22 protein-coding genes and 1 pseudogene are annotated in these 23446 nt (G+C 59.3%); 9 read left to right on the forward strand and 14 right to left on the reverse strand.

All coding sequences use genetic code 11. The features are described from left to right. Positions 1-1094, reverse strand: a protein-coding gene (locus ACOXXX_RS21135) for an IS3 family transposase (protein ID WP_422828559.1) whose coding sequence is annotated in 2 segments (ribosomal slippage) — positions 1-830 and positions 830-1094 — 1095 coding nt annotated over the 2 segments. Because the reading frame shifts where the segments join, the coding sequence is not laid out codon by codon here. This gene is flagged as partial in the annotation. Positions 1095-1453: 359 nt separating this feature from the next. Here ACOXXX_RS21135 and ACOXXX_RS21140 point away from each other — a divergent pair. The 8 genes from ACOXXX_RS21140 to ACOXXX_RS21175 all read left to right on the forward strand — a co-directional run bounded on the left by ACOXXX_RS21140 (position 1454) and on the right by ACOXXX_RS21175 (position 8205). Next, positions 1454-2212, forward strand: a complete 759-nt coding sequence (locus ACOXXX_RS21140; protein WP_422828616.1) for a BtpA/SgcQ family protein — start codon at positions 1454-1456, stop codon at positions 2210-2212. A gap of 7 nt (positions 2213-2219) precedes the next feature. Further along, entirely contained in the window at positions 2220-2813 is a 594-nt protein-coding gene (locus ACOXXX_RS21145; RefSeq protein WP_422828617.1) for a phosphoglycerate mutase family protein, read from the forward strand. 172 nt (positions 2814-2985) lie between these two features. Continuing rightward, positions 2986-3942 (forward strand): agmatinase, encoded by a 957-nt coding sequence (gene speB, locus ACOXXX_RS21150; RefSeq protein WP_422828618.1) that lies wholly within the window; start codon positions 2986-2988, stop codon positions 3940-3942. Positions 3943-4111: 169 nt separating this feature from the next. Then, positions 4112-5218, forward strand: a complete 1107-nt coding sequence (locus tag ACOXXX_RS21155; protein WP_422828619.1) for a hypothetical protein — start codon at positions 4112-4114, stop codon at positions 5216-5218. Between the two features lie 50 nt (positions 5219-5268). After that, the gene (locus tag ACOXXX_RS21160; RefSeq protein ID WP_422828620.1) at positions 5269-5934 is read left to right on the forward strand and encodes a methyltransferase; all 666 of its coding nucleotides are present in this window, start codon (positions 5269-5271) and stop codon (positions 5932-5934) included. After that, complete coding sequence (locus ACOXXX_RS21165) at positions 5915-7243, forward strand: RuBisCO large subunit C-terminal-like domain-containing protein (RefSeq protein WP_422828621.1); 1329 nt, start codon at positions 5915-5917, stop codon at positions 7241-7243. The genes ACOXXX_RS21160 and ACOXXX_RS21165 overlap by 20 nt, the downstream gene beginning before the upstream one ends. A gap of 15 nt (positions 7244-7258) precedes the next feature. Then, the gene (locus ACOXXX_RS21170) at positions 7259-7618 is read left to right on the forward strand and encodes a hypothetical protein (RefSeq protein ID WP_422828622.1); all 360 of its coding nucleotides are present in this window, start codon (positions 7259-7261) and stop codon (positions 7616-7618) included. After that, the gene (locus ACOXXX_RS21175; RefSeq protein WP_422828623.1) at positions 7615-8205 is read left to right on the forward strand and encodes a flavin reductase family protein; all 591 of its coding nucleotides are present in this window, start codon (positions 7615-7617) and stop codon (positions 8203-8205) included. Before ACOXXX_RS21170 ends, ACOXXX_RS21175 begins: the two co-directional genes overlap by 4 nt. A gap of 128 nt (positions 8206-8333) precedes the next feature. On the opposite strand, the gene ACOXXX_RS21180 is transcribed toward ACOXXX_RS21175, so the two are convergent. The 13 genes and pseudogenes from ACOXXX_RS21180 to ACOXXX_RS21240 all read right to left on the reverse strand — a co-directional run bounded on the left by ACOXXX_RS21180 (position 8334) and on the right by ACOXXX_RS21240 (position 22296). Then, a complete protein-coding gene (locus ACOXXX_RS21180) occupies positions 8334-8606 on the reverse strand; it encodes a DUF2274 domain-containing protein (protein WP_422828624.1) in 273 nt (90 codons plus the stop codon). Next, complete coding sequence (locus tag ACOXXX_RS21185) at positions 8603-9784, reverse strand: TrbI/VirB10 family protein (RefSeq protein WP_422828625.1); 1182 nt, start codon at positions 9782-9784, stop codon at positions 8603-8605. Before ACOXXX_RS21185 ends, ACOXXX_RS21180 begins: the two co-directional genes overlap by 4 nt. A 14-nt stretch (positions 9785-9798) precedes the next feature. After that, a complete protein-coding gene (gene trbG, locus ACOXXX_RS21190; protein ID WP_422828626.1) occupies positions 9799-10761 on the reverse strand; it encodes a P-type conjugative transfer protein TrbG in 963 nt (320 codons plus the stop codon). 14 nt (positions 10762-10775) lie between these two features. Further along, positions 10776-11459, reverse strand: a complete 684-nt coding sequence (gene trbF, locus ACOXXX_RS21195) for a conjugal transfer protein TrbF (protein WP_422828627.1) — start codon at positions 11457-11459, stop codon at positions 10776-10778. Continuing rightward, positions 11459-12717: pseudogene (gene trbL, locus ACOXXX_RS21200) on the reverse strand (P-type conjugative transfer protein TrbL). Before trbL ends, trbF begins: the two are co-directional and overlap by 1 nt. A gap of 4 nt (positions 12718-12721) precedes the next feature. Further along, positions 12722-12991 carry a putative entry exclusion protein TrbK-alt gene (gene trbK-alt, locus ACOXXX_RS21205; protein WP_422828628.1) on the reverse strand — a complete coding sequence of 90 codons (270 nt, stop codon included), beginning with the start codon at positions 12989-12991 and terminating at the stop codon, positions 12722-12724. A 4-nt stretch (positions 12992-12995) separates the two neighbouring features. Further along, positions 12996-13778 carry a P-type conjugative transfer protein TrbJ gene (gene trbJ, locus ACOXXX_RS21210; protein ID WP_422828629.1) on the reverse strand — a complete coding sequence of 261 codons (783 nt, stop codon included), beginning with the start codon at positions 13776-13778 and terminating at the stop codon, positions 12996-12998. Then, entirely contained in the window at positions 13768-16242 is a 2475-nt protein-coding gene (gene trbE / locus ACOXXX_RS21215; RefSeq protein ID WP_422828630.1) for a conjugal transfer protein TrbE, read from the reverse strand. Before trbE ends, trbJ begins: the two co-directional genes overlap by 11 nt. Positions 16243-16246: 4 nt before the next feature. After that, the gene (locus tag ACOXXX_RS21220) at positions 16247-16516 is read right to left on the reverse strand and encodes a VirB3 family type IV secretion system protein (protein ID WP_422828631.1); all 270 of its coding nucleotides are present in this window, start codon (positions 16514-16516) and stop codon (positions 16247-16249) included. Further along, a complete protein-coding gene (locus ACOXXX_RS21225; protein WP_422828632.1) occupies positions 16516-16842 on the reverse strand; it encodes a TrbC/VirB2 family protein in 327 nt (108 codons plus the stop codon). The genes ACOXXX_RS21220 and ACOXXX_RS21225 overlap by 1 nt, the downstream gene beginning before the upstream one ends. Positions 16843-16853: 11 nt before the next feature. Further along, a complete protein-coding gene (gene trbB / locus ACOXXX_RS21230; RefSeq protein WP_422828633.1) occupies positions 16854-17822 on the reverse strand; it encodes a P-type conjugative transfer ATPase TrbB in 969 nt (322 codons plus the stop codon). Between the two features lie 585 nt (positions 17823-18407). Further along, positions 18408-20249 carry a DrmB family protein gene (gene drmB / locus ACOXXX_RS21235; protein WP_422828634.1) on the reverse strand — a complete coding sequence of 614 codons (1842 nt, stop codon included), beginning with the start codon at positions 20247-20249 and terminating at the stop codon, positions 18408-18410. 25 nt (positions 20250-20274) lie between these two features. Continuing rightward, on the reverse strand, positions 20275-22296 hold the full coding sequence (locus ACOXXX_RS21240) for a helicase-related protein (protein WP_422828635.1): 2022 nt from the start codon (positions 22294-22296) through the stop codon (positions 20275-20277). A gap of 56 nt (positions 22297-22352) precedes the next feature. Here ACOXXX_RS21240 and ACOXXX_RS21245 point away from each other — a divergent pair. Further along, positions 22353-23446 (forward strand): IS3 family transposase gene (locus ACOXXX_RS21245; RefSeq protein WP_422828559.1). Its coding sequence is split into 2 segments (ribosomal slippage), with 1095 coding nucleotides annotated over them: positions 22353-22617 and positions 22617-23446; the frame shifts between segments, so codons are not numbered across the junction. This gene is flagged as partial in the annotation.

Raw genomic sequence — 23446 nt, forward strand, 5'->3', positions numbered from 1 at the left:
GATGGCTTCTGGCGCTGGCGGGCGGTAGCCCAGAGCACTATGTGGGCGTTTCGTGTTGTAGTGCTTCCTCCATTCTTCGATCAATATTTGCGCCTCGCGTAGGCTGTAGAAGATTTCGCCGTTCAAGAACTCATCCCGGAACCGGGCATTGAAGCCTTCACAATATCCGTTCTCCCAAGGCGACCCGGGTTCGATGTAAGCGGTCTTTGCTCCGACAGCCTCGATCCAGTCCCGCACGGCCTGAGCAACGAACTCCGGGCCATTGTCAGACCGAATGAACGACGGGATGCCGCGCAGGATGAACAGGTCGCTCAAGGTGTCGATGACCTTGCCCGAGTTCAGCTTGCGATCCACACGGATGGCCAAACATTCTCGGCTGTATTCATCGATGATGTTGAGCGTGCGGAACGCCTTTCCATCTTCGGTGCGGCAATGCACGAAGTCATAGCTCCAGACATGATCGCGCCGTTCCGGCCGAAGCCGGACACACGATCCGTCATTGAGCCAGAGCCTCCCTTTCTTCGGTTGTTTCATTGGCACTTTCAGCCCCTCTCGTCGCCACAGCCTTTCGACCCGCTTATCGTTCACATGCCAGCCAGCGTCTCTCAGCAGCGCAGCGATCCGACGATAGCCGTATCGGCCATACTGCCGGGTCAGTTCGATCATGTCGGCCACCAATCGTTCTTCATCCCGGCGGCCAACTGGCACCCTGCGCTGTGTGGATCGGTGCTGTCGCAGTACCCGGCAGGCGCGGCGTTCCGAGACATTCAGCTCGGCACGAACGCGATCAATGCAAGCACGGCGACGAGCGGGGCTTAGAAGTTTCCCTTTGCGGCCTCTGCAAGGATCAGCTTGTCCAACGTCAGATCGGAAACAGCTTTGCGCAGCCGCTCGTTCTCTTTCTGAAGCCGCTTCAATTCCTTCAACTGGTCTGTGCCCATTCCACCGTACTTCTTCTTCCACCGGTAGTAGGTCTGTTCAGTCACGCCAATCTGCCGGATCGCATCCAGTCGCGGCAGACCTTGCCCCGTCAGAACCTCAACTTGCCGTAATTTCGTGACAATCTCCTCGGGCTTTGGTCGCTTGTTGGCCATGTGTTTCCTCCGTTTTCCTAAACATAGCGGAGGACCACTTCAGTGGGGGAGGACCAGGTCCATACACGGCAGATACCGTTTGATTTCCACTCGATCTGGGCTCTGCACCCTGATAACTGGATCGTCTGAATCTAGAGTTTTCCGCCCGCCGGCCTCGGAAACCATCGTCCCGATGGACCAAAGGCCGACCATGCACTAACGCTCAACGCGGACCACTCAGGCGGAGTTAATCAAGGTCATATGATGCTGCGGCATCGGCGCGTGAGTCGGTGCGGCTTGGCGTCCAGACGTTCATTGTATTGATAGGTTAATGCTAGGACAGTACAACGTTATGGAAGCTTTTGACAGGTGGATCATCCATGCGAGACCACACGCGCAAGCGGGCAGAAACAGTTCGCCTAGTCGGCGTTGTGCCGTTGCCTCCGTTACCTGACGACAGTGACGTTGGGAGCGTTTCGCCAGTTGAGGCGACGGATCATTTCCTAGAGGAATGTCAACAAATATTAAGCTCAAATATTGGTTCACTTCTTTTAGTTAACGAGCGGAGCTTTCCTTTCTCAAATAATCTGAGCCCAAGGGATGTCGCCTTTGTTACGCGAGTTCTGCTCGAACTACGGCAGACCATCGGTAGTGTTCGGATTGGGATTGACTTGGTGGATGATGCTGAAGCGACTTTTGCAGTTGCATCGGTTGCCGAATGTGATTTCGTTAGGGTGAGGGTCGCAGGACCTTACGATGGTATGACGAAGTTCGTACGTGCTGATCAAAGAAAGATAAGAGATTTGGTACAAAGGTCGGCGGGTAGTTTCGAGACTTGGATCGCCGTTTTGCCTTGGGGGGAGAAACTATCCGGGACATGGACCTTGCCCGACCTCTCAGCGGTCATAATCGAGAGTATTGATCCGAACCGCGTTACCGTTCCGATATCTTCCTCGATGGATGTGGTAGAGAGGATTGGGGAGGAAAAAGTGATATTCGATGGTGGCGTTGACATTGGTGGACTTTTTCGAGAATCCGGCACGTACGTGTTAGGGTCGGCGCTGCGAACGGGACATATCCTTAACCCACTTGATCACGCGGCGCTTGCTCGTGCCTCGAAGATTTCGTCAGCAGACTGATAAGTAGATGAGTTTGTTCTTAATTCGGCATGGTCAATCCGCCGCCAATAGGGCCACGCATGCTGACGAACGAAATTTGGTGGATACAGGCGATGACTCTCATCTCACTCGCCTCGGCGAACTTCAGTCTAAGAGGGTCGGCCAAACTCTTGCCCGGTTAACCAAGAACAATCCTGATGTTCCCACAATACATTGCAGCCCACTCGTTCGCGCAGAGCAAACCGCCCACGTTATTCATCAATATTTGCCACATGCTCGCGTAGAGACACATACTGCTCTTAGAGAAATCGAAGTGCGAGATGGCGATGTCTCTGCGGCGGTTAAATCAGCCAGAGCTGATCTGAATGGGATTGTGTCGCACATAAAGCAAAACTTTCAAGAGCCGCTTGTTTGCATAGCTCACGAGTGGGTTATGCAAGTTCTAATGCAAAGCCTTTTGGGGTGCCCTAAGTGCGATATCTGGTTCCGCTTTGCAAACTGTTCTCTTACCGAGTTTGAAGTAGATAGGTGTATCCGGAGCGACGGTCGATTTCACGATGGGCTTTCGTTGGCTAGCCTTAACGATGTCACGCATCTAGATAATGATCAAATTACCTTTTGAACCGGTAAGTGCTAGCCTGCTTTTGGTCTCCTTCGGCTGATGGACAACCAGTTGATCGTTCCTACACCGGACAGTATCCATGCAGAGTTCTAACAAAGAGGATGACTATAGTGTCGAAAACACTCGTTAGAGCGCTTAGCCTCGATGCTGTTCGGATTGGGAAGGCAGGTTCATGACCAACGTTTACTCTAAGAGCACATCAGACTGGCAATGCAGACCTACTTTCTGGAACCGCCCAGGGGTTGATACAGGGGATGAAATTGCTGAGCTTGGGGCGGGTGTCGCGATGATTGGTGCGCCGTGGGATGGTGGAAGCAGTTTCCGTCCCGGAGCACGCTTTGGGCCAAGGGCAGTTCGTTCAGCGGTGTTCAATCCAAGTACTCATCACTTTCATTCCGGTGTTGTGCTAAAGGAAGTGCTCAAGATTGTTGATTTTGGCGATGCCTACTGTCCAGTTGGACAGCCGGACTTGGCACTATCTTCTATAGCTAGAAAGGTCGGAACAGCTTTGGCAGCTGGAGCGATGCCACTACTAATTGGCGGCGATCACTCGGTTACAGTCCCAGCAGTTCGCGCCGTCGTTCAGAGCGAGGACCAAGACCAAATTGGAGTTATCCAGATTGACGCCCATGCCGATACGGACGCCGAAATCGACGGCGATCCTCTAAGCCATGGTTGTGTGATCAGAAGATTGGTGGAAGACGATCTTATCGCGGGAGACAATATACTCCAATTAGGCCTTCGCGGTTTCTGGCCCCCAGCTTCCCAAATGGAATGGGCGAAAAGCCACGGTATATCCTGGCTTTCGGTTGACCAAGCCGTCGACGAAGGATTGCTTGTTCCGGCGCTCGATGCCTTGAGAAGGAAGGTCTCGAAGGTCTATTTGACAGTTGATTTGGATTCTCTGGATCCAGCCTTCGCTCCCGGAGTGGGCACGCCAGAGCCTGGAGGCTTTTCGACAAGGGAGTTGTTCAGAATAATTCGAAGCATTTGTGCTCGATTCCAGTTTGTTGGCGTGGACGTTGTCGAACTAGTTCCGGCACATGACGTCGCAGATATAAGCGCAAATACCGCTCTACGAACGGCGCTTGAAATACTGGCGGGTATAGCGTCGAGACGGGGTGCGTAAGTAGTTGGAACGGAATCGGAAAAAAATACTAGAAATTCGCGAAGGCCTTGTTAGCTGTCCAGACGAATTTCTGCGAAGATCTATATGCGCTCCGCACATAAACGAATTATCGCGGTCGCTGTCCCAAGCTGGTCGAGGCCGGCTCTGGCCGCATGTTGATCACAGTGGTTTGATAGAGACGATTAGAGCATTTCACGAACGTGCAGGTACCTACACAACAGAAGTAGCTTCCAATATTTCTCGATTATTAGATCCATCCGTGCCTCTGATTAGGTTTGCTCATACTCCCGATTTTCTTCCCTATACGGGCGTTTTAAGTAACCTCGTCCTTTGCGACGCCATCAGCAGTGCCAGTCTTTCGCAGGGTGTCCCAGTGATGCTAGTGGTGGACGCGGATACTGTGGAAGATTCGAGGATGCGGCGTGCTCTTCTTCCTAGGTCGGTCGCTAACTTGTCCATCAATGTACCAAAAAGACTCCGACAACGTGTGGTGGGCGTATTGCCGCCACCAAGTGCTCGCGAAGCTAGAGATGTTCTTTATTGGTTAAACTCGATGGCCGGCGTTAGTTGCACTAGTCAAGGGATCAATAAACTCGCGAAGCACATTGCTCATGCTTTGGCTAACGCCAGGAATTTTGGTGAGTTCTCCTCGATAATCTGGTCTCGCTTAATAAACCTTGATGCGAAGTTGGGAACTGTATTCGTAAGTCAAATTGCGACAGCACCATCCTTTTTCTTCGCATGGAGCCATCTTTCAGGATACTCTAATAGGTTTTTTGAGGCAAATTTTTTGGCCTGCAAATCCTTAGAAGAACTTGGGTTCGAGCCAGATAGCCAGATTTTTTCTAGGCTTCGCTTTTGGAGCGTTTGTCTTGAATGCGGAAGGCGAGCGATCAATAAGAAAGAATCGATAGTTCCATGCAAATGTGGAAGTTCGAGAACGTCGATGGTCCCAACGCTTTCTTCCGACGTTTTGTCAGACTGGACAGTTTGGGGGTTTTCGGCTGGGACGAGCTATCTTGGTAGTACAGCACATGTACTCGTGAGCCTGAAAATAGCAGAGTGTATGGGTTTTGATAATTGGACTGAAATTCTTTGGTCAGGAAATTCTGTTGCTCGAGGTGAGGTTCTTGACGGACTGGAGCGTTCAGATGTCGAGCAAGGCCGTGTTTCAATTGTTGCAGACTTGTGCTGTGAATCAATGCAGCAATGGGCAATCGCGTGGCGGCGACACTTGTTGACTGAAGGTTTGAATGTAATGCGGGGCCACAGTTGAGTAAAACAGCAAGACTAGAAATTACCTACAGGTATGGTAATGTTCGCATAATGCGCTTCTCGAACGTTGCTGTTCCTGATGAGTATGGCGCTTTCTTGGCTGAAAACCTTCCTTCGGGGAATGGAACTGCGCTGGACCTTACGACCGGCTCAGGAATTCATGCCATTGTTTTAGCTAGTCTTGGATATACCGTCACTGCCATTGACGTAAGTGCTGCAGCTGTGAATGCGACGCGAGAAAATGCGGCGCTCAATGGAATCCAACTATCAGTTTTGCAAGGAGACCTGTATGCTCCAGTGGCTGATCAACGTTTTGACGTTATTGTGGCATGGCCGCCCGTGATGCCAACACCGCAAACTCGTGTTTCCCAGTCATACAACATGCAAATTCACGACGGAGGTGCTGCGGGATTTGATATATTAGAAAGAGTGCTGCAAGGAACTGCAGCTGCATTGGCGCCAGGCGGTCGCTTGTTCACACTAAGGCCTTGGTATCTTGACGAAGAGAAGTTCAATCGTCTTGTTTCTTGCTGCGGTTTGCAATGCAAAACGCTTGCCTCAGAACGGTTTCCTTTGGGCACCTTGTCCACCGAGAGGTTAGCCTATCTCTGCAACCTTTCGCAACATCACGAAGAAGATCTGTACCGGAACGGTCAAGAAATGCATGTTGTCGAGTTATGGAGCCTTGGAGCAGGTGATGATGGACAAGAGAATTAGAAGATTTCAAACCACGATCGAGGCGACTTTTGGTTCACACTTCCTTGTGGATTATCGTTTTCGCGCAGCCACGGGTTCAGATCTCGAGACCGCCGCCTACAACATTCTTTGTTTGTCCTCTGTAGGAAGCTTGTCCGTGCTCCCCCACCAGAAGGGATACGCTCAAGGTCGTCTGGACGCGACTGTTTCAGAATTTGGCGGTTATCTTCCACATCAACATGAAAGCGGTTCGGTTACAATAGCTTATCCTCTGGATCACTGTACGCCGGCCGAGTCATTGCCCGGCCTGATGCAGCTGATTTCGGCTGGTGCAGAGTACAGCTACACGGAGGAATATTGGATAGAACGATTAACTCTTCCTCAAGCGTTCATTGATCGCTACCGCGGTCCGAGATTTGGGACTGATGGGTGGAGGACACTTTTGGAAGTAGGGCATCGTGCAGTCCTCGGCCTGACCATAGGGCCGAGATTTGGGGTCAGACTTGATGATGTCGCCAGTCAAGCGAGCGATGCGCTCATAGGCGGGTGTGACTTCATTTGTGATGATGTACTGCTAAACGATCCGGTAGGTGAAATGCGCTTCGCCGCGCGAGTCCCGCGATTGGTTGAAATCGCAGCTGATGCGAGCGCCAAAGCCGGAACGAAGAAGAGCTACTTTGCTTTTGTCCTTGGAACCCCAAAGAGATCTTTAGAGCGTGCAATTTGGGCCGTTGAGCAGGGAGTGGATGCAATCATCACGAATGCCGCGGCACTCGGCTTGGGGGGGGTGGAAGACCTAGTCAGTGGTTTGGAAGAAGCGGGAAGATCAGTCCCAGTGATAACCACAAATATGGGAGTCGCTCTAACATCTCGGGCCCCCGCGGATGGAGGCAACAGGTTATCAAAGACGGGTATGTCCGAAGCAGTGTTTGCCAAACTGTGTCGATTGGCTGGGGCCGACGGTGTCCACACCGGTACGGTTGGTGCCGAGTGCTATGGTGAAATGGAGTGGAACCGGATTTCGCGAGATGTGGTTGAGAAGCTTGGAAATACTAACCCTTGTTATTCCGTTGCAGCAGGCAACTTGGGCTTGGCGCAAGTATGGGAGAATATTTCACAATTGGGTCCTGATGTAATGCTCGAAGTTTCAAGCGGGATATTGAATTATCCAGGTGGAGCAAAAGCAGGCGCGGCGGCATTTCGTAAGCTTGCAGATGCTCTTGACTCAGATCACATGACAAATGAAGAGGCTGAAGAAGCAATAGGTAAGATCACAGCAAATGATCGTGTACTTCGAGATGTCTTGGAGGCCGAGTGGAAGAATGAATGATACGTCATAAGGGAGATGAAAGAATTGGATGACAATACCTACAACATCATAAGTTCCATCTTTTCAACATCCGCGGGCTTGCTGGCGGTATCTACCGCTTTGATGGTTTTCGTTCCCGGGTTTGGTCAACAAGCTATAAAAAGCGCTGGAAAATTCAGTGCGGAATCTGAACGTCGGATTTATCGCATCTTGTTGGGGGGGTTTGGTCTCGCGACATTTATGTTCTTCTTGTCGACCATCTTTGGGTTGTTTGGCTTGCTTTGGCCGAGCATCGGTATGATTAACGCGCTGGTGGCTTTCCTGTTTCTTGGGATTGCTGCTTTGGCAGTTACAGCTGCTTACTTTATGGATCGAGCGGTTAGGGCGATTAAATGACTGAAAACACTGTGGAGTTGAAGTCCGGTAGTCGCCACCGTTTGCTGGCGCCGAGGGTTGCATTTGTTATTGGATCCGATGGTCCGGCGGGGCCGAATGCGTCTCCGATATCGAATCTAATGCAGTTGTCCTGGAAGCCGGCTTATGTTGCGGTCGCTATCTGGCACGAGTGGACCACAAACACTAACCTACAGTCTGCAAGGGGTTTTACAGTTTCGGTGCCAACAGTGGATCAGTGTGATGTAATTTGGCGGCTGGGAAATAAGTACTCCGGTTTCGTTGTGCCGAAGAAACAGCGCAAAATCGATGCGTCTGGGGGTGATTGGGACCTGGACTATTCGGAGTTTGGACCAGTTCTGCGAGGATCGGTCGGTTGGTTGGAGTGTGAGATAGTTGACAAGCAGCAGATAGGGGCGTCTGACCACACCCTTTTTGTTGGCGAAATTTGTAGGGCTTCAGGCGACGCAACCATCGTGGATTCCGATGGACAGTATAAAAGAAATCCAAGAGTTTTGTCTCAAGTTACCGGCAACTTGTTTTCTAGTGCTGGTGACTTTTTCAGCCTTCCTTGGCTTCATAAAGATTGATCAATTGTGACCTGTATCGGTCTTGGAGGATCGGATCGACTCCCTAGCAACCTGAGGCGGGTAGGGCGCACCGTTGTGCGATCCGTGTGCAATGCGATCTGCCAAGAGACTTGCGATTTCACGAATACTTAGCCCTGATCGGTATCCAGTGGCTTCGATGGGTCTGGCTTCTTGTGGTTCGTCCTCGATCCCGTCTTGCGCGCTGCGGCGAACCCGCGGTCCGTTGACATGAAGCGGTCGAGCATGGGTGCGACCAGGCGGGCGGGCTCAAGGTCCTGTCCGGTCTGTTGGCCGAGGACCGCCGCGTAGTCGCAGAGATCGCGGTGCACATCGGCGGGAAGTTCGACGGTCAGCTTGACCGGCTTGTCGTCATGGATCGGGCCAAGCTTTAGCTTCGTCATCGGACTTCTCCCAAGGGCTCGAGGATTAGGTCGCGGGTGACCATGACGCGGACGGGGAAGCCCGGGCGGATGGTCAGCGTCGGCGGGGCGGCAAGTTGCTGCCGGACGATCTCGTCCCCGGTCCGTCCGATCGTGTCTTGCGCGGCCTCGCGAATGGCACGGGCGACGTCATTTTCGCTGTCGGCCCCGCTTTCCAGGCCGAGGTTCAGGATCGTGGCGAGGCCAGCGGCGAGAAAGACGCGACCCCAATGATAGTTGACCCGGTCCTGCAGCCCCGCTGCGCCTGCTCCGTCAGTGCCGGATGCGCGTTCCAGTACTGTGGAGCGACCATCCGGGAGGAAGAGGCGGGTCCAGACGAGGAGCAGGCGGCTTTGCCCGGACGCGATGCGGCTGTCATATTCTCCCAGAAGCCGAGCGCCTTGCGGGATCAACAGGTATCGCCCTGAGGGGCTGTCATAGACATTTGACGTCACCTGGGCCGAGATTTGGCCAGGTAGGTCGGAGCGCAGGCCGGTGATAAGGGCGGCCGGGATCACCGTTCCGGCCTGCAGGATGTAGGGGCTGGGTGGCGGCGTAATGCGGTGCGCACTGACGGTGTCCGTGTCTCCGGAGCGGGTGAGGAAGGTCTCTCGGTTTGAGACCGGATCGCTTGCCGTCGGGCTGCCCAAAGTGGAGGGGAAGAGCGCGCCGGTCGCGGGGGGCGTCGGTGTGGCCTGTGCTCCGCCGCGCGGCACGGTTTGCGCCTCGGCGAAAAGTGCGCTGAGCCGGGCGGCGTCGAGTTCCTGAAGGCGGCGTTGTTCTTCCGGATCGACTGTGGGGGCCAACGGACCGGAAAGGGGCGGTGCCGGGACCGGCTGGCCGCGATCCTGCGCCCCAAGGATGGCGCGGCCCAGTTCACCGGGCAAGGGCGGGCCGAGACGTGGGACATCGGCGTAATCCCGCGGCAGCGTCGACAGCCCTTCAGCCGCCTGAATGCGTTCGGTGGAAAAGAGCTCGGTCTGGGTGCCCTCCTGCCTGTTGTTCTGCAGGGCCACGATCAGGATCGCGCCCAAACCCAGACCGCCGATTGCGGTGGCAAGGGCGATGGCCCGGCGGGACAGGCGCATGACACGGGGCGGATCGGGCCTGAGACGGAGCTCCTGCGCGATGTCTTCCTCGGTCCGTGTCGGCTCTTGCATATCAGGGGTTTGTGTCATCGCTCCGCCTCCGGCTGTGGCGCGCGCGGCGGGCGCTGATCGCTATCCGTCCTTACGATCCGTACGACCTGTTGCTGCCTTTCGCCGAGACGCAGCTCCGCCGCGCCGAACAGACGATCGACGATCAGTACATTGCCGAGCACGCGGGTGTTGACGATCTGGCCACGCCCATCCGGGCCGATCACGAAGAGCGGGGGCATTTCGCCCTGGGCGATGCCGGGTGGAAAGACGACATAGACACGCCGTCCATCGTCGAAGACCGAGACCGGTCGCCAGGGCGGGGCGTCGCCCTGCAGGCCATAGCGATAGTGCCGTTCGGCCCCGTGTGGGATCGCGGGACGGCGGATTGTCGGGGTGCGGGGCGTAGATCGCACCTCTGGATAGGCCCATGCAACGCTGGGCATCCAGGTCTCCTCGTCTGCGTGCAACTCGATGTGGTAGCTGCGCCGGTCCGTGTTCACGACGAGGTTGGTGGAGATGTCGGGGCGGGTGGGTTTCACGAGGATATGGACGCGCTCGGTGCGGCCCGACCCGCTGGTGGTGTCACCGATGATCCAGCGCGCGGTGTCGCCTGCTGCGATCGGGCCGGGACCCGTCAGGCGTTCGCCGGGTTCGAGCGCGATATTCGTGATCTGCCCAGGGGCGGCGTAGATCTGGTAGAGCGCGCCTTCGCTCCACGGAAAAAACTGCATGGCGTTGTAATAGCCCTGCTGGCGGGGTTCGACCCGGGCGGCGGCATTGGCGGCAATGATGCGCGCCTCGGGCGTGTCCGCTTCGGGATCGCCGCCGCGGGAGGGCGTCCAGCTTGGCGGCGTGTGAACCGGGCGGGGCGGCCCCTCGGCCGGGGGAGGTGCCGGCGGCGGAGCAAGGGCCGGGACCTGGTCGTCATAGGCGATTTCGGGCGGGCGCTGCCCCGTGCAGGCGGTCAGCGCAGTGGCCGCGAGAAGAAGGACGGGCATGGGGCGAAGTCGTCTCATTGGGCATTCTCCCTCGACCAGTTGATGGCATGGACATAGACGCCGAGCGGGTTTGCCCGCAGGCGCTCCGCATCGCGCGGCGGCTGGATCACGACGCTCAGGATGGCGGTCCAGCGTTCGGTGGCGGCGAGTTGACCGTTTTCATAGCGCCGCTCGATCCAGGCGACGCGGAAGCTTGTGTCGGAGGCGCGAATGACACTCGAGACCTCGATGGAAACCTGCGTGTCGCCGACCTGCGCGAAGGGATCGTTCAAACGGGCATGGTCATTCAGCGCGACAGCGCCGCGATCCGTGGCGAAATCGTAGGCACGAAGCCAGTTCTGGCGCAGCACGATCGGATCGGCCGGGACCTGCCGGACATGTTCGACGAAGCGGGCGAGATGCCAGGCGATCTGCGGATCGGTCGGGCGATACTCGGCGAGCGCCGGGGCGACGGCCTGTGCCGCACCGAGATTGTCGACCTCGACCACGTAAGGGACGACGCTGCTGCGCGTCGATTGCCAGGTCAGCACCGCGCTGAGCCCGGCGGAGAGGGCGAGGCAACCAAGCGCCATAAGGCGCCAGTTGCGGGCCTGAACGCGGGCCGAGCCGATCCGCGCGTCCCAGACCTGGGCGGCCTTCTGGTAGGGGGTGACGGGTTCGGGCGTGGTGCCGTAGCGGACGCTGGGTCGTCGGAACATCAGGAGGACCTTTCGGAGAGGCTGACGACCGTGCCGCCGCCGCCATGATCGCCGGAGCGGACGACATGGGCGGCGGTCGAGAGGCCGTGTTGAAGGGATTGCTGGCGCTTCATCCGGCGCGCCCAGTCCGGTGGGCCGTCATTGGCCGGGGCGAGCAGGGCGCCACCCGCCATCCGTCCCCCGGTTGCGGCATATCGGAGATCGCGCGCCGAAGCGGACTGAACGCGGCGACGGCACCGGTTTTGCCTATAGCGGCCACGCCACCGACGGACTTGCCCAACGCTGTGCTGCGGGACGCGGCACCAAGTTGGTAAGCGGTCGCGGTTCCGCTGCCAACCGCACTGGCACCACGCAAGGCCGCGCCACCGGTGCCAAGGGCCATCCGGGTTCCGGCGACACCAGCGACTGCAGACCCCCCCACGGCGATACCGGTGCCGACAGCGGCCCCTGCGCCAAGTTGCGGACCGCCCGAGACGATGCCATTGGCGATGCCGGGACCAAAGATGCCGAGGGCGAGGAGTGCGAGCGCGCCGAGGACCACGGACATTGCGTCGTTGATCGTGGGTTCGCCCGCGAATCCGGCGGTGAACTCGCTGAAGATGGTCGACCCGATGCCGACGATCACCGCCAGCACCAGCACCTTGACGCCTGAGGAAATGACGAGGCCCAGCACGCGTTCGGCCATGAAGGCGGTCTTGTTGAAAAGGCCGAAGGGCACGAGGATGAAGCCTGCCAGCGTGGCCAGCTTGAATTCGATCAGGGTGACAAAAAGCTGGATTGCCAGGATGAAGAACGACAGCAGAACCACAAGCCAGGCGAAGAACAGGATCCCGATCTGGATGAAGTTCTCGAAGACGGCGACGAACCCGGAGAGGTCGGCGATGGAGGCGAGGATCGGCTGCCCGGCCTCGAGCCCGACCTGCGCGATGCGCCCGGGCTGCAGAAGCTCGCTGGCGGAAATCGTGCCGCCGGTGGCGACCAGGCCAAGGCCCGCGAAACTGTCGAAAACGATCCGGGCCAGCGTGTTCCAGTTGCCGATGATATAGGCGAAGACCCCGACGAACAGGGTCTTTTTTACCAGCCGGGCGATGATGTCGTCATCCGCGCCCCATGCCCAGAAGAGGGCGGCCAGCGTGATGTCGATGACGATCAGCGTGGTGGCGAGGAAGGCGACGTCGCCACCGAGAAGGCCGAAGCCGGAATCGATGTAGGAGGCGAAGACCTCGAGAAACCGGTCGATGACACTGACGCCGCCCATCGCCTTACTCCGTCCCGGCCGGCTCTGGAGCCAGGTCGAAGAAGCGCTGCCGGGCCGCCTCCCAGGCGGCACGGCATTCGGTGTCGGTGGCGTAGTCTTCGGGCGTCAGGTCCCGGCAGTGCGCGAGGGTGCTGCTCAAGGCGTCATCCCTGACCAAATGTCCGGTGTCGGTGGGCAGGATTGTCCGGGTGAGTTCCACAGCGGCGGCGAGGGCAGCGAGACCGCCGATGCCGAAGGCGATCAGGCGCAGGGTTTGCGGAGTATTCAGGGCCATGCGCTCAATCCCCGAAGAAGCGTACGGTGCCAGGCGTGTAGCCGCCGCCGTAATCGAGGAACCGGGCGAGGTTCTCGCGGCCCTGCGCTTCGGCGGAGGCGATGCGGGCGGCTTCAAGCGCTTCGGCCCGGTTCTGGGCGGCGATGGCTGCGGTCAAATCCGCGATCTGCGTCGACTGCAATGCGAGGAGCTGGTTCCCGGCCTGCGCGACTTGCAGGGCCCCGACGGCCCCTTGGCTTTCGCGAATGAGCGCGTCCATCTGGGTGCGCGCGCCGTCGATATTGCCGACAACTCCGGCCTGCACGCGCAACGCGTCCTCGAAGCCGGCGACGGAGGTCTCCCACCGCTCGCGCGCGCCTGCGATCATCGCATCGAAATCGCCCTGCGCTGCGGCAGCGCCGTAGTCCTGCGCGAAGGTCTGTTCGATGGTCGCCACATCGAAGGCGAGGCTCTGAGCATCGGCCAACAGGCGCTGGGTTTCGCCGATGGCGTCCTGCAGTTGCGCCAGCGAGGAATGTGGCAGGTTTGCGAGGTTCAGCGCATCGTTCATCAGCATCTGCGCCTGGTTCTGGATCTGCGCGATCTGGTTGTTGATCTGCTCCAGCGCGCGGGCGGCCGAGAGGATGTTCTCGGCATGGTTGCGCGGGTCGTAGACGATCCGCCCACCGCCGCCGAAGAGGAAGGCCTGGGCCGGTGTCGTCAGGACGGGTGTGAGCGCGAGGGCGCTGGCCATCAATACGGCGGCGAGTTTGCGGGGCCGGGCAGGGCGCTCAGGGTTACGGGTCATTCTCTGTCTCCTTCTGGTCAGGGTGAGGGGGTGTCGGATCGGTAGGTGCGATGTCGGGCCCGAGCAGGTCGATGGCCCAATCAAGACCGCGATGGCGCAGCCAGGCGGCGGCAAAGCCGTCCCGGCCATGGGTGGCGAGCAGATCGCTGATTGCGGCCTGATCGGCCTTGGAGGAAGCCGCGGTGAAGGCCAGCGCCACCTCGCCTAGCCCCAGCGAGAAGAGCCGGTTGCCCCGCCGCGACTGGCAGTAGTAGTCGTGCTTCGGCGTCGCGCGGGCGACGATGTCGATCTGGCGGTCGTTCAGCCCGAAGTTCCGGTAGATCCGTGCGATCTGGGGCTCGAAGGCGCGCTCGTTGGGCAGGAAGATCCGCGTGGGGCAGCTCTCGACGATGGCGGGCGCGATAAGGGACCCGTCGATATCGGCCAGCGATTGGGTGGCGAAGATCACCGAGGCGTTCTTCTTCCTCAGGGTCTTCAGCCATTCGCGGAGCTGTCCGCCGAAATTGGCATCGTCCAGCGCCAGCCAGCCTTCGTCGATCAGGATCATGGTAGGCCGCCCGTCGAGCCGCGCCTCGATCCGGTGGAAGAGATAGGCCAGCACGGCTGGGGCCGCGGCCGAGCCGATCAGTCCCTCGGTCTCGAAGGCCAGCACATCGGCCGACCCTAGTTCCTCCATCTCGGCATCCAGAAGCCGGCCGAAGGGGCCGCCGAGACAGAAGGGCTTCAGCGCGCGTTTGAGTTCGGTCGACTGCAGGAGGACCGAGAGGCCGGTCAACGTGCGTTCCTCGGGCGGGGCCGATGCGAGCGAGGTCAGCGCCGACCAGAGATGGTCCCGCGCGCCTGGGTCGATCGTCGCGCCTTCCCGTCCGAGGATTCCCGCGAGCCAGTCCTGCGCCCAGGCGCGTTCCGACGCCTCATCGATCCCGGCGAGTGGTTGCAGCTGCACGGCGGGGTCTTCGTCGGCCAGTGCATCTCCGAGGTTTTCCCAATCGCCACCCATGGCGAGCGTGGCGCTGCGGATCGAGCCGCCGAAATCGAAGGCGAAGACCTGCGCAGTGGCATAGCGCCGGAATTGCAGCGCCATCAACGCTAGAAGGACTGATTTGCCCGCCCCGGTCGGGCCGACGATCAAGGTATGGCCGACATCGCCCACATGGGTGGAGAAGCGAAACGGAGTCGTGCCGTCGGTTTCGGCGTGGAACAGCGGCGGGCCGTCGAGGTGGTCGTTCCGGTCCGGCCCTGCCCAGACCGCAGAGATCGGGATCATATGGGCGAGGTTCAGGGTCGAGATCGGGGGCTGTCGGACATTGGCGTAGAGATGCCCAGGCAGGGAGCCGAGCCAGGCCTCAAGGGCATTCAGGGTTTCGGGGATGCAGGTGAAATCGCGCCCCTGCACGATCTTCTCGGCGGCCTTGAGCTTCGCTTCGGCGGTACGGGCATCCTCGTCCCAGACGGTGATCGTGGCGGTGACATAGGCGGCGCCTGCCACATCGGCGCCGAGTTCCTGCAGCGCCTCGTCGGCATCTGCCGCCTTGTTGGCCGCGTCGCTGTCGAGCAGCGTCGAGGCCTCGTTGGTCATCACCTCCTTCAGGATCGCGGCGACCGACTTGCGCTTGGCGAACCATTGCCGGCGAATGCGGGTGAACACACGGGCGGCATCCGTCTTGTCGAGGCAGATCGCGCGGGTGCACCAGCGATACTCGAAACCCTGCGCGTTCAACTCGTCGAGCAGTCCGGGCCAGGTGGCGCTTGGCAGCCCGATGATGGTCAGAGTCTTGAGATGAGCGGCCCCGAGCCGGGGTGTAAGCCCACCGACCAACGGGTCATCTGCCAGCACCGCGTCCAGATGCATCGGGATCTCCGGGACGCGGACGCGCTGGCGCCGGGTCGAAACGGTCGAATGCAGGTAAGTCAGGGTCTCGGCATCGGAAAGCCAGGCGATCTCCGGCATGAACCCGTCGAGTAGATCGATCAGCCGGTCGGCGCGGCTGACAAAGCTGGAGACAAGATCCTGAGGCTTGGTGCTGCGATCCGGCGCGTTCTCCAGCAGCCAGCCTTCGGCGCGGCTTGCGTCGTCGGCGGGCGGCATCCAGACCAGCGTGAGGAAATATGCGCTCTCGAAATGCGCGCCTGCTTCTTCGAACTGTGCGCGGCGTTCGGCATCGACAAGGGCCGAGACCGGATCGGGAAAGTCGGAGGCGGGATAGTCCTGTGCTGGGGTCCGCTGCGCTTCCACGAAGACAGTCCAGCCGGAACCAAGCCGCCGGAGCGCGCTGTTCAGCCGGGCCGATGTGGCGACCAGTTCGGCGGGCGTGGCTGAATCCAGATCCGGCCCCCGAAACCGCGCGGTGCGTTGCAGGCTGCCGTCTTTGTTCAGGATGACGCCGGGCGCGACAAGCGCGGCCCAGGGCAGGAAATCGGCCAGTAGGGCGGATTTGGAGCGGTATTCGGCCAGACGCATCATCGGCTCAGACCGCGAACCAGGACGGGTAACGGAGATGCCGCCGCGCCACTTCGACGATCTGTGCGTCCCGCTTCGCGGCCCAGACTGCGAGGAGGTGGCCGACTAGCCAAAATGCGAGGCCTACGAGCCAGAGCCGCAAGCCTAGCCCAATGGCGGCCGCCAGGGTGCCGTTGGCAATGGCGATGGTGCGTGGTGCACCGGCCAGCAGGATCGGATCGATCAGGGCGCGGTGCACCGGCGCGAAATAGCCGGGAATGTCGTTGGGGTTCTCCATCAGATCAGCGCTCCGCCGCCGAAGGAGAAGAAGGACAGAAAGAAGCTCGAGGCCGCGAAGGCGATGGATAGGCCGAAAACGATCTGCACCAACCGCCGGAACCCGCCCGAACTGTCGCCAAAGGCCAGCGTCAGCCCTGTGACGATGATGATGATCACCGCGACGATCTTGGCGACCGGGCCTTCGATCGACTCGAGGACGGATTGCAAGGGGGCTTCCCACGGCATGCCGGACCCGGCGGCGAGCGCCGGTTCGGGCAGGGCAAAAGCGACCAGGACGAGCGCGGTTGCGCCAAGGGCTGTGCGAAATGATGGCAGAAGGGTCATGGATGGTTTCCTTACTTTTGTGTGACAAGGGGGGTGAGGGCGTAATCGCCCGAGGCGGTCAGGCCGGTGACACGCGCCAACTCGGAGAGGCAACGCTCGGCGCCCCGTCCGGACAGAACGGCGATCAGGTCGATGGTTTCTGCGATCAGTGCGCGCGGGACGGTGACCACCGCTTCCTGGATCAGCTGTTCGAGCCGCCGCAGCGCACCAATTGCGGACCCAGAATGAATCGTCCCGATCCCGCCAGGATGACCGGTGCTCCAGGCTTTCAGCAGGTCCAGCGCTTCGGGGCCGCGCACCTCGCCAATGGGGATGCGATCAGGGCGAAGGCGGAGCGAAGCGCGGACCAGATCGGACAGGGTTGCGACCCCGTCCTTGGTGCGAAGCGCCACGAGGTTGGGGGTCAGGCATTGTAGTTCGCGCGTGTCTTCGATCAGGACCACGCGGTCTGAGGTCTTGGCGACCTCCGCCAACAGCGCATTGGTCAGGGTCGTCTTGCCTGTCGAGGTCCCCCCCGCGACAAGAATATTGGCCCGTCTGGTGACCCCTTCGCGGAGGTGATCTGCGGCGTCCGGGGGGAAAATGCCGCCGGAAACATAGTCCTCAAGAGTGAACACCGCGACGGCGGGCTTGCGAATGGCAAAGGTTGGCGCAGACACGACTGGCGGCAGCAGGCCCTCGAAGCGCTCACCGCTTCCCGGTAATTCCGCGGAGACACGCGGGGCCGCGGGATGGACTTCCGCGCCGACATGATGCGCGACAAGCCGGATGATGCGTTCGCCATCGGCGGGAGACAGCACCGCGCCAGTGTCTGCCAGACCGTTGGCCAATCGGTCGATCCATAGCCGCCCATCGGGGTTCAGCATCACTTCGACCACGCCGGAATCCTCGAGCCAGGCGGCGATGCCCGGCCCAAGCGCCGTGCGCAACATGCGCGCGCCGCGGGAAGACGTCTCGGTATTGAAGAGCGTAACAGTCATGAATGGCCTCGCGATGGATCACGAGACCGATCAAGAAGAGCGTTATTTGGCTATGAGCAACTGGTGTGAAGGTGTAGTAGGGTGATCGGCTAGAAAGGCAGGGCCGCTGCGGAGCTGATTTGCCAGTCGACGTGCACTCTGAGCTACAGGATTCGGTTCGCGCAACGTGCCCGGTTCTTTTGGCACCTGCCGTTTGTCGTTGAACAACCTTTCATTTCGAATCCCTTACCCTCGGCCACTTGCCCCACCCGAAATCGTTCTCCCAATCCGGCTGAGGCCGGATTTTCCCGTGTTTGAAGGGGGTTACGAGACTGGCTGAGCATCGCCGTGTCGGCCGTTGGCCCAAAATCCGTTCTCTCGGCCGGTTATTCTCCGGACCTGATGACTACGCCGATTTAGTGAACTGCCCGCAAGCCATTAAAATGAATGAGTTTTCCTAGGGGCGACCTGAGCACTTCGACCAGAGTAGCGTTTGCTGAGATGGAACGGAAATCGACCGTTCGCCATTCAGGGCTCTCGCTCGGGACCTGTCCAATCGACGGGGTACCTGTCCAGGACTAAACCACTCGCACGGCAAGGTGCGCGTCAGTCGCTCCTCGCAGTTGACAACAGTCCTTCAAAGAATCCCGGTACTCCAGCGCCGCCGATGAGCACTGCACGGTCCAGCGTTCGGTTGAACAGTTCGCAAGCTGTTTCGGGAACGAAAAGGCAAGAATGGCAAGCGGCACCATTCAGTGGGTCGCTTGTTGTACTGACCCCAGACATGCAGAGCGGATCGGACGAACACCACTCAAGCCGTCTGAGCGCGCGCAGGACTGTTCCTGCAATACGCTGCGACAGCCCTTCGCGTTCTAGCCCTCCAAGCGTCCCCTCATTGTCCGAGGTGGCCGTGTAGATCAGAACGCCGGCCATGGGCGTACCGTCCGCATCTGCATAGAGTCGTTCAAGCAAGGAGGCCGAGCCGTATCCAGACGTAATCGATAGCTCTAGCATCACTGCATGGGAAAATGCATGGACAAGAAGGCCCCGTGCGGTGACCGCTTGCGGCGGAGTTTCGTCGGGGCGGCCGAACCGATTTTGCCAGTCTGCTACCCACGCGTCGTGCAACTCCCGCGCGCGCGTTTTGACCGAGTCCTCTTCTTCCCACTCTGCCACCCTGCGCTCGTCGAGCGCCAGGAAGATGCCTTCACCTGAGGAAGCGATGGCCGGACGCCAGTTGATCTTTCGCGAAGACAGCGACGCTACGGCTTGGGCGTCTGTCCCGTCGGGCGGGTTTCGCCGCGTGAACCCTTTGAGAGCGCGAACCTCGCGCAAGCGTGGCACACGAACGACTTCGGACAACCACGAAGCCAGCATATTTGGAACGGCCTCTTTGCGAACTTCGAATGTCTCGCTTGGCGGGGCGGATGCATCGCAGAACTGCCGCCATTCCTCGCGTCTGATCGCCATGTCCGCACCAGGTGTCTCCGCGTCGGGCAGGCCATCCAAAATGGCGAGCATTGCATCAAGCCGATCACGCGCTTCCGGCTCGGGCATATCCGTGAGTTCCGCAAGACGCTTTGCAACCTTCTCGATTGCGCGCTCGAGGTCACGTTCATTATCATCCTCTGCAAAGTCTTCGCGAGCAATTTGTATCCGGCTCCAGAGGTCGTATTCTTCCAGTACGGTGCGGAACGTGTCCGACCACGGCGGGATCGTGAGGACGGAAGCGACGTGGGGAAAGAAAAGGTTACTGCTGCCACGCAGCGCGGTCGCCACCTCTTTCGCCGGCGCATCGCAGATTTCTCGTGCATCGTCGCCAAGCCAAGGACGCCCGCCAAGACAGCCGCCGGTAAGCTGCTGCGCCTTGGTGAAGGCATCGCGCAGGCTGTCTCCCTTACCGCAGTCGGCACAATCGACATAAAGATTTCGAAGGCCGGCGCCGCGCGACCGCAATTTTAGCTTGCCACTTTGGCGACAGCCATCAGCATGCTTGCCTTCGATCCATTCCCGCCATGGAAAATCGTCCAGATGACCACGTTGGCAAATCATCATTAGGCGCGCGGGGACGACATAAATGGTCTTCCCCATCTTGTTGCTGCAAGCTTGACAGGAAAGCCCTGCTCCACCTGTTTCTTCGAACCATTGGCTCTGATGACGAAGGCCGTGGCATTCGGGACATTCCTGCCAGGTTGGGAAACGCACAGCGGGTAGGGCCGGAATGCGCTCTTCGTCTCCGCGACCAAGGCTAACCGGTGGCTCATAGAGTTCACGCACACCTAAGAGCCTTTCCAAAACTGGCTCCACGATCCTGCGACACTCGTCTTTTTTCCAGAAATCCAGTCCAAGCGTGACTCCAGAGACCGGCGCATTCTTCGCGGCGAGATAGTCGACTACAGCGCCGGGGCCGTGGGTCGATACCAGTTGAGCCCGCCGCAGTTCGCCCATCTTTGGTCCGTTTCCCGTCGGCATTTTACTTTCCTTCTAGATCGATGCGGACCGTCGCTTCTACACCTCGGAGCGTATTCGGCGTTGGCTTTGGTTGGCGGGAGGCTCGCCCCGCAGCGCGGCGTTGCACGGCCTGCTCCATAGACATTAGCAGCGAGGCGTCATCCTTATCACTCCACCACGTGGACAGGCCATCGCGTCTGCACCAATTGTCAAGGAACTTCATCAATTCTTTCCGGGTGTCGGCAGCTTCGCAGGCTTCTTGCTCGCCGAGGTTACCTACGCGCAATACGATCTCATCGATGATCCTTTCCAATTCTGGTCGGAAATCCTCTGCCCTTCCTGGAGCCTGCCAAAGCTCGGGGTGGCGGTGCGCGGCGACGGCCACGAAAGGAGCATGCAAGGCACGACTCCTTGCACGAGGCGCGAAAGGCGTGACCGAAGTCGCTTCAACGTCGCGATACAGAGCGGAATGCCACGTCGCGTGTGTTTCGAAACGGCTCCTGTCGCGCGGGCGGTAAGCGGTAAACAGACCAAGAACCAACCCATCGGTTCGGTCGCGTCCAACCCGACTAGTGGCCTGGATGTACTCGGAAACGCCTTTTGGCTGGCCGTCCACGACCATCAAACCCAGCCGCCCGACATCGACCCCGACTGAGATCATGTTCGTCGCAAGCGCAACGTCGATGGCCCCTACCGCATCGTGCCTACGCTCAAGCTTTGCCAGCGTCTCTCCGATTTGTTCGGAACCTATGCGGCTTGTGATTTCGATCTGTGTATCGACCGGCCGGGTCGGCTCGTCTCGATATGCGGCCAGCCGTCGCATCGTCTCCGGTGCGATCACCTGAAGAAGTGAGACCGATCCTCCCAGTTCCTTGAGCGAGTTAAAGTACCCAAGAAGGGTCCACGCGGCGTCGCGTTCGCTGCCGTCTAGCACTGAAGCCGACTGCAGCAATGACCCGCAGACCGCCTGCAGCATCTCAGGCTTTGAATGCCCAATGGTCGACGCACCGACATATAGGCGCCCTCGCTTTTTCGGGTCTTTCTCGACGACGGCAAAGGCGGAATCACCGGCGTCAATGCCAGGCGGTGGGAACTGCATAGTCCGACGCGCGAAAAGCGCGCGAACCTGTGATGCGGCGCTCCGGATCGTGGCAGTCGAGCCAATTACCTTGGGCGGGTGCCCGTCGCGGGTTGCCAGTATGTCAATGGCAGTCTCGTACAGGCCACTCAAGGTTCCGAGCGGCCCCGAGATTAGATGGAGCTCGTCCTGCACAATTAGGTCTGGGGGATCGTAGGCGCCTGCACCGAACAAAGCCGCCGTTTTTTCGTTCCGTGCCACCTGCGCGAACTTGTCAGCCGTTCCGATGACCAGCGACGGACGTTCGTCGTATACATCGTCGTCGTTCGTATAGATCGGCAGCGGCCCCGCCTCGCCGACCTCGCACCCATCCGTCCCACAGGTAACCTCGACGCCATCGCCCGCAGAATGCCAATCCAGGCTTTCGTTGCACGCGGGACACTTGATTAAGCGATCGGGTCGTCCGATGTCCTTAAGGTTCGCTCCGTCGAGAAGCTTTGCGGCATCGCCTCTCCTGTTGGGCGTTGTAGACTCTCCCAACCAGAGCCCCAAAGAAATAGGCGTCCTAGTGGTGTCGAAGCCCCGCTCGGCCCATTCGAGATTGGCTGCGCAGATCATCGCCGCCGCGCGTTCAAACTGCTGCAGGGTCAGAAGCCGCAAGGTGTAGCGCATGATTGTCGAGACGCCTTCACCGTCTGAGCCCCGTTTCAGCCGCCGCGCGAAGATGGTGAAGGCGGTCAGCAGAAGGTAGGCTTCGGTCTTGCCACCGCCGGTTGGAAACCAGATCAGGTCCATGATGCCCCGATCCTCGTGATCTGGTGCAACGCTCGAGGCGGCCGAGAGAAGTACAAAGCCAAGCTGGAACGGCCGCCAGACCAATGGTCGGCGTTGATCTTCAGGTTTTCTAAGGTTTTTCCAATCCTGCTGTCGCGCCATGGTCGCATTGGCAAGCTGGAACGCCATCATTGGTCCTCCCCCACTGAAGTGGTCCTCCGCTATGTTTAGGAAAACGGAGGAAACACATGGCCAACAAGCGACCAAAGCCCGAGGAGATTGTCACGAAATTACGGCAAGTTGAGGTTCTGACGGGGCAAGGTCTGCCGCGACTGGATGCGATCCGGCAGATTGGCGTGACTGAACAGACCTACTACCGGTGGAAGAAGAAGTACGGTGGAATGGGCACAGACCAGTTGAAGGAATTGAAGCGGCTTCAGAAAGAGAACGAGCGGCTGCGCAAAGCTGTTTCCGATCTGACGTTGGACAAGCTGATCCTTGCAGAGGCCGCAAAGGGAAACTTCTAAGCCCCGCTCGTCGCCGTGCTTGCATTGATCGCGTTCGTGCCGAGCTGAATGTCTCGGAACGCCGCGCCTGCCGGGTACTGCGACAGCACCGATCCACACAGCGCAGGGTGCCAGTTGGCCGCCGGGATGAAGAACGATTGGTGGCCGACATGATCGAACTGACCCGGCAGTATGGCCGATACGGCTATCGTCGGATCGCTGCGCTGCTGAGAGACGCTGGCTGGCATGTGAACGATAAGCGGGTCGAAAGGCTGTGGCGACGAGAGGGGCTGAAAGTGCCAATGAAACAACCGAAGAAAGGGAGGCTCTGGCTCAATGACGGATCGTGTGTCCGGCTTCGGCCGGAACGGCGCGATCATGTCTGGAGCTATGACTTCGTGCATTGCCGCACCGAAGATGGAAAGGCGTTCCGCACGCTCAACATCATCGATGAATACAGCCGAGAATGTTTGGCCATCCGTGTGGATCGCAAGCTGAACTCGGGCAAGGTCATCGACACCTTGAGCGACCTGTTCATCCTGCGCGGCATCCCGTCGTTCATTCGGTCTGACAATGGCCCGGAGTTCGTTGCTCAGGCCGTGCGGGACTGGATCGAGGCTGTCGGAGCAAAGACCGCTTACATCGAACCCGGGTCGCCTTGGGAGAACGGATATTGTGAAGGCTTCAATGCCCGGTTCCGGGATGAGTTCTTGAACGGCGAAATCTTCTACAGCCTACGCGAGGCGCAAATATTGATCGAAGAATGGAGGAAGCACTACAACACGAAACGCCCACATAGTGCTCTGGGCTACCGCCCGCCAGCGCCAGAAGCCATC

The sequence above is a fragment of the Thalassococcus sp. BH17M4-6 genome (genome assembly GCF_049323015.1).
Classification (GTDB): Bacteria; Pseudomonadota; Alphaproteobacteria; order Rhodobacterales; family Rhodobacteraceae; genus Puniceibacterium.

Bases quoted from the DNA above. Each gene is read 5' to 3' on its own strand.
- ACOXXX_RS21140 (WP_422828616.1), top strand. From the start codon at position 1,454: ATGCGAGACCACACGCGCAAGCGGGCAGAAACAGTTCGCCTAGTCGGC.
- ACOXXX_RS21145 (WP_422828617.1), top strand. From the start codon at position 2,220: ATGAGTTTGTTCTTAATTCGGCATGGTCAATCCGCCGCCAATAGGGCC.
- speB (WP_422828618.1), top strand. From the start codon at position 2,986: ATGACCAACGTTTACTCTAAGAGCACATCAGACTGGCAATGCAGACCT.
- ACOXXX_RS21160 (WP_422828620.1), top strand. From the start codon at position 5,269: ATGCGCTTCTCGAACGTTGCTGTTCCTGATGAGTATGGCGCTTTCTTG.
- ACOXXX_RS21165 (WP_422828621.1), top strand. From the start codon at position 5,915: ATGATGGACAAGAGAATTAGAAGATTTCAAACCACGATCGAGGCGACT.
- ACOXXX_RS21170 (WP_422828622.1), top strand. From the start codon at position 7,259: ATGAAAGAATTGGATGACAATACCTACAACATCATAAGTTCCATCTTT.
- ACOXXX_RS21175 (WP_422828623.1), top strand. From the start codon at position 7,615: ATGACTGAAAACACTGTGGAGTTGAAGTCCGGTAGTCGCCACCGTTTG.
- ACOXXX_RS21180 (WP_422828624.1), bottom strand. From the start codon at position 8,606: ATGACGAAGCTAAAGCTTGGCCCGATCCATGACGACAAGCCGGTCAAG.
- ACOXXX_RS21185 (WP_422828625.1), bottom strand. From the start codon at position 9,784: ATGCAAGAGCCGACACGGACCGAGGAAGACATCGCGCAGGAGCTCCGT.
- trbG (WP_422828626.1), bottom strand. From the start codon at position 10,761: ATGCCCGTCCTTCTTCTCGCGGCCACTGCGCTGACCGCCTGCACGGGG.
- trbF (WP_422828627.1), bottom strand. From the start codon at position 11,459: ATGTTCCGACGACCCAGCGTCCGCTACGGCACCACGCCCGAACCCGTC.
- trbK-alt (WP_422828628.1), bottom strand. From the start codon at position 12,991: ATGGCCCTGAATACTCCGCAAACCCTGCGCCTGATCGCCTTCGGCATC.
- trbJ (WP_422828629.1), bottom strand. From the start codon at position 13,778: ATGACCCGTAACCCTGAGCGCCCTGCCCGGCCCCGCAAACTCGCCGCC.
- trbE (WP_422828630.1), bottom strand. From the start codon at position 16,242: ATGATGCGTCTGGCCGAATACCGCTCCAAATCCGCCCTACTGGCCGAT.
- ACOXXX_RS21220 (WP_422828631.1), bottom strand. From the start codon at position 16,516: ATGGAGAACCCCAACGACATTCCCGGCTATTTCGCGCCGGTGCACCGC.
- ACOXXX_RS21225 (WP_422828632.1), bottom strand. From the start codon at position 16,842: ATGACCCTTCTGCCATCATTTCGCACAGCCCTTGGCGCAACCGCGCTC.
- trbB (WP_422828633.1), bottom strand. From the start codon at position 17,822: ATGACTGTTACGCTCTTCAATACCGAGACGTCTTCCCGCGGCGCGCGC.
- drmB (WP_422828634.1), bottom strand. From the start codon at position 20,249: ATGGGCGAACTGCGGCGGGCTCAACTGGTATCGACCCACGGCCCCGGC.
- ACOXXX_RS21240 (WP_422828635.1), bottom strand. From the start codon at position 22,296: ATGATGGCGTTCCAGCTTGCCAATGCGACCATGGCGCGACAGCAGGAT.